This window comes from Barnesiella sp. (assembly GCF_022723415.1).
Lineage (GTDB): Bacteria > Bacteroidota > Bacteroidia > Bacteroidales > Barnesiellaceae > Barnesiella > Barnesiella intestinihominis.
In genome coordinates, this window is record NZ_JAIJHU010000101.1 from 1 (window position 1) to 4,506 (window position 4,506).

Here is a 4,506-nt window from a genome sequence, read left to right on the forward strand (position 1 = left end):
AATATGATCTCCAATGGGGTAGGACCGGCGAAACCGATTACTTTATCTGTATAAGGTTTCGATTGTAGTATAAGGGTATCGTTATTCATGTAAACATCTCTTTTATCCCTTCTTCAAGGGTATGTGGAGTATAATTGATTTCTCGTTTTGCTTTTGCAATACTCAGGCCGCTAAAACGGGGACGAGGGGTGGCTTCCTGCATTTCTTCCGTAGTGACAGGCAAAATAAGGGAACGGTCCAACTTCAATACCTCAGCTACGCGATAGGCTATATCAGCTATAGACATATTTCCGCCTTCTAATTTATTCATAGCTGTCTTCAAGCGGAAATTTAAAAGATATTTTTGTGGCGACATATTATATTCTTCTTTAAATATTGTTGAAATATGAAAAGTTCGTTATCTTAGCGACACTTAAACTTGTGCGATGAGGCGATTGAAAATATACGAGGAGAATCCCAACGCTACGGAGATAGGAAAAGCGGTGGAGGTGTTGCGCGAAGGGGGTATTGTGATTTATCCTACCGATACGATTTATGCGTTGGGCTGCGATGCTTTGAACGTGCGTGCTGTGGAGCGGATTTGCCGGATTAAGGGAATCAATCCTCAAAAAGTCAATCTGTCGATTATTTGTCGGGAATTGAGTTGGGTGAGTGAATATGCCAAACTGAATAATTTGTATTTCAAGCTGTTGAAACGTAATTTGCCGGGGGCTTTCACTTTTATATTGCCTACGAGCTCGTCCCTGCCTAAGATTTATAAAAACCGCAAGACGGTGGGGGTGCGTATTCCCGACCATGCCATTACGTTGGCGTTGGTCGAGGCGTTGGGCAATCCGTTATTGACGACGTCGGTGTCTGTTGACGATGAGGAGCCTGAATATGGGACGGATCCGGAGTTGATAGCTGAACGTTATGAATCGGTCGCCGATTTGATTATCGACGGAGGCGAGGGCGGTACGATACCGTCGACTACGGTCGATTGTACGGGAGACGAGCCTGTGGTATTGCGCGAAGGTAAGGGCGATTTGCAAGAATAATCTATGTGGATTTGTTAATTTGTTGGCTATTAGATGTATAGCTGTTTTTAAATTTTGCTTAAAAGAATATGCAAAGTTTATACAATTTTAATTGAGGAAATTTTTCCATAATATGGAAATAGTTGTAAATTTGCGAAACATAGAGAACAAGAAAGGTATTATCATATATTAATTTTAAAATCAAACAATTATGTCAAAAGTATCGGTTATCGGAGCTGGAAACGTTGGCGCTACTTGTGCAAACGTGTTAGCATTCAGAGAAATTGCAGACGAAGTCGTTTTGCTCGATATTAAAGAAGGTGTATCGGAAGGCAAGGCTATGGATATGATGCAGGCTGCTGTAACGGCAGGTTTCGCATCGCGTATCAAAGGTGTGACCAACAACTATGAGGCTACCGCCAATTCGGATATGGTTGTTATCACTTCGGGTATTCCCCGTAAACCGGGTATGACTCGCGAGGAGTTGATCGGAGTGAATGCCGGCATTGTGAAGTCGGTCGTAGAGAATGTTTTGAAATATTCTCCCAATGCTGTTATCTTGTGTGTAAGTAACCCGATGGATACGATGACTTATTTGATTCATAAAGTATCAGGTCTTCCCAAAAACCGTATTATCGGTATGGGTGGTGCTTTGGATAGCTCTCGTTTCAAATATTATCTGAGCCAAGCGTTGAATGCCAATCTGTCGGAGGTAGAAGGTTTCGTAATCGGTGGTCACGGCGATACGACTATGATTCCTGTTACTCGTTTCGCTACTTACAAGGGTATTCCCGTTACCGAATTCCTGAGCGAAGAGGCTTTGCAGAAAGTTGCTGCCGACACGATGGTGGGTGGCGCTACATTGACCGGATTGCTGGGAACGTCGGCATGGTATGCTCCGGGTGCTGCTGCCGCTTCTGTGGTAGAGGCTGTATTGGGCGACCAGAAACGTATGGTTCCTTGCAGCGCTTTGCTGGAAGGCGAGTACGGGGAGAAAGACCTCTGCATAGGCGTACCTTGTGTATTGGGTAAAAACGGTATTGAAAAAGTGGTTGAGTTGAAATTGAACGCTGCTGAGAAAGAGGCTTTTGCCAAGAGTGCTGCTGCCGTTCATAAAACTAATGCTGCTCTTGCCGACGCTTTGAAATAGAATTCGATCTATTTGAATATAGAATGCCGCTCGATATGAACGTATATCGGGCGGTATTTTTTTGCATGACTTCGAGAGAGGATACTCTTATATCGCTTTACGACACCCCGTAATGCTGCGGGACACGGTAGGGGAGGAGTGTAGAAATCTTTTGACACTATCATTCTTCTGTTTTTTAACCCCTCCGTCACTTCGTGCCACCTCCCCTATCGCACATACGTGCGCAGAGGAGGAGGTTAATGCCTTTCTATTGAATTGTCTTTGCTTTTTGCTCCTGCTTCGATTTATGTGCAACACCTCGTGGTGCTGTGGGGAAGAAGTGTAAAATCTATCCTTCTACCTCAAAAGGAGAATGCCCTTTAACTCCCTCACCTATACCCTGCGGTATTGTAGGGCATTCACACACTCCTCCCCTGTGTTTTGCAACGCAAAATATAGGGGAGGTGGCACGACGTGACGGAGGGGTTAGATTTTATTAAGAATCTATTAAACAGTGCTTTCAACCCCTTACCGAAGAGTCTGAAATGTGGTTGTCGGACAAGAAATTCGTCGCTAAACTTTATCGCTAATCTCCTTTGATTTCTTGCCGAATCCCTTCAATACCTTTTATTCAGTTTACTGTATCATCACTTTCTGTACAATGCGTTCGCCCCGGTCGTTCGATAGGGTGACGATATACGCTCCGGGCGAAAGGGTGGCGGTGGGAATCGTTACTTCTCCCGCCTCGCCGTCCAAGTAGGCGCACCACGCCAAGCGGCCGGTCATCTCGGTGAGCTCGGCCAATCGATAGCCTGTGCCCGGCAAGGTCACAATCAGGGCATCGGAGGTATGGGCGATACGCAGAGAAGAAGATTTATTTTCGACGATACCGCTTACACATGGATCGGGCGTAAAATCATGTTCTGCCAACACTTCGTAGGAATATTCTCCATTTACTTTCTGATACAATAGGTAAAACGGAGGTGTTATACATGTCGTATAGTCCATATAGAATTGAGCCAAAGGATATTCATTGATTTCACCCAATCCGACTACCCATGTGTTGCCGTTGTTCCAAGTGATAGCCTTTCGTTTTTGCCCGTCCACGACTATCGAGTCTATACCTATTACTTCAAATCCCGAATAGGGATCGAGTTCTCCATAAGGGTCGTTTTTCCGGTACATGCGGTCGCCACACCGTTTCCGACCCGGTATTGCATTCCAGTCATCGCCATCTTCGGGTCGGTGATAATACGACCCTTCGTCCATGCGCAGGGTGTCGCCTACTTCCAGCGTAAAATCATACAAGAGTTTATCTACATATTTCCCATCTATACTATCGAGCACGTAGACTTTTTGGTTTTCCTCCCGCACCAGTACCAACTTTTGTCGTGAAACGGATTCATCGAAATCGCAACCTTCGTAACGATACAGCCAGTAATAGACGTTATCGTTCATATAAACGCCTTCGGAATTGAAAACATTTGCAGCCAAATGATATCGGGGAAATATCGTTGTCCCGCTTGGGGCTGCATCGTAATAGGTCCAATCGGCTTCTTTGATAAAGGGAATGTAATTGCCGTCTATAAACGGGTCTACTATGGGGAGTCCCCAATAAGTAGATGCCTTAAAAACAAAGTCTCCGTTCACTCGATAGTAATGCATATCATCTCCACAGGGGCAGGTAGGTATGCCATAAAAGGTATGAAAAGGCAGGCTTTCCATATCTCCTAATCCTTCCACCCACGAATAATAGCCTTGAAACGATATGCGTTTCCGAGATTTTCCTCCTATGGTTATCGTATCTACATTCGAAACGACGACTTCTATTTCCTCCCCATGCCGAGAGAGCGGAGACTCGGCCTCGATTGTCCATGTATCGCCTTTCTCCAAAGTGAAATCATACCACGGCCATTCTTTCTCGCCGTCCATAAAGTAGACTTTTTTATTTTCTTCCCGCACAAAAGCTATGAGGGTCTGTTCCGAAGAAGCAGAAGAATCTCCGGTGAGGGAATACAGACCTTTGTAAGTCTTCCCGTTCATGTTCGTTTCGCCTTGTATCCTATAATGGGTAAATCCCGAAACACTGCCCCAGTTATAATTATAATAACCAAAGTCACAATCTTTCACGTAAGGGTCATATGCATAGGTGTCGCCACAAGCCCCCTTGTGTACAAAGGGGACGTATTCCTGTGCTTGCAAGACGCTACCGCTCCATACTATCGACACGGCAATCAATAGCAATAGTCTTTTCATATTTCGGTTCCTTCCCGTTAGTTTTATCCTTTATTTTATCATCACTTTCTGTACGATGCGTCCGCCCCGGTCGTTCGATAGGGTGACGATATACGCTCCGGGCGA

The 4,506-nt window shown here is 45.1% G+C and carries 3 protein-coding genes and 1 pseudogene; 2 read left to right on the plus strand and 2 right to left on the minus strand.

Features of this window, described 5'->3' with window-relative positions; all coding sequences use genetic code 11:
- Positions 1-85: 85 nt before the first annotated feature.
- Positions 86-286 (minus strand): annotated as a pseudogene (locus QVD32_RS12605) (sugar nucleotide-binding protein); the annotation flags it as partial.
- Positions 287-425: 139 nt separating this feature from the next.
- Here QVD32_RS12605 and QVD32_RS12610 point away from each other — a divergent pair.
- Both QVD32_RS12610 and mdh read left to right on the plus strand, forming a co-directional pair.
- Positions 426-1,037 (plus strand): L-threonylcarbamoyladenylate synthase, encoded by a 612-nt coding sequence (locus tag QVD32_RS12610; protein WP_008861237.1) that lies wholly within the window; start codon positions 426-428, stop codon positions 1,035-1,037.
- A 190-nt stretch (positions 1,038-1,227) separates the two neighbouring features.
- The gene (mdh, locus tag QVD32_RS12615) at positions 1,228-2,166 is read left to right on the plus strand and encodes a malate dehydrogenase (protein ID WP_008861236.1); all 939 of its coding nucleotides are present in this window, start codon (positions 1,228-1,230) and stop codon (positions 2,164-2,166) included.
- Positions 2,167-2,781: 615 nt separating this feature from the next.
- Here mdh and QVD32_RS12620 read toward each other — a convergent pair.
- A complete protein-coding gene (locus QVD32_RS12620) occupies positions 2,782-4,401 on the minus strand; it encodes a hypothetical protein (protein WP_118687486.1) in 1,620 nt (539 codons plus the stop codon).
- Positions 4,402-4,506: the final 105 nt, after the last annotated feature.

What these genes read in the sequence shown, in the direction of transcription:
- QVD32_RS12610 (WP_008861237.1), top strand. Translation starts at nt 426, where the DNA reads ATGAGGCGATTGAAAATATACGAGGAGAATCCCAACGCTACGGAGATA.
- mdh (WP_008861236.1), top strand. Translation starts at nt 1,228, where the DNA reads ATGTCAAAAGTATCGGTTATCGGAGCTGGAAACGTTGGCGCTACTTGT.
- QVD32_RS12620 (WP_118687486.1), bottom strand. Translation starts at nt 4,401, where the DNA reads ATGAAAAGACTATTGCTATTGATTGCCGTGTCGATAGTATGGAGCGGT.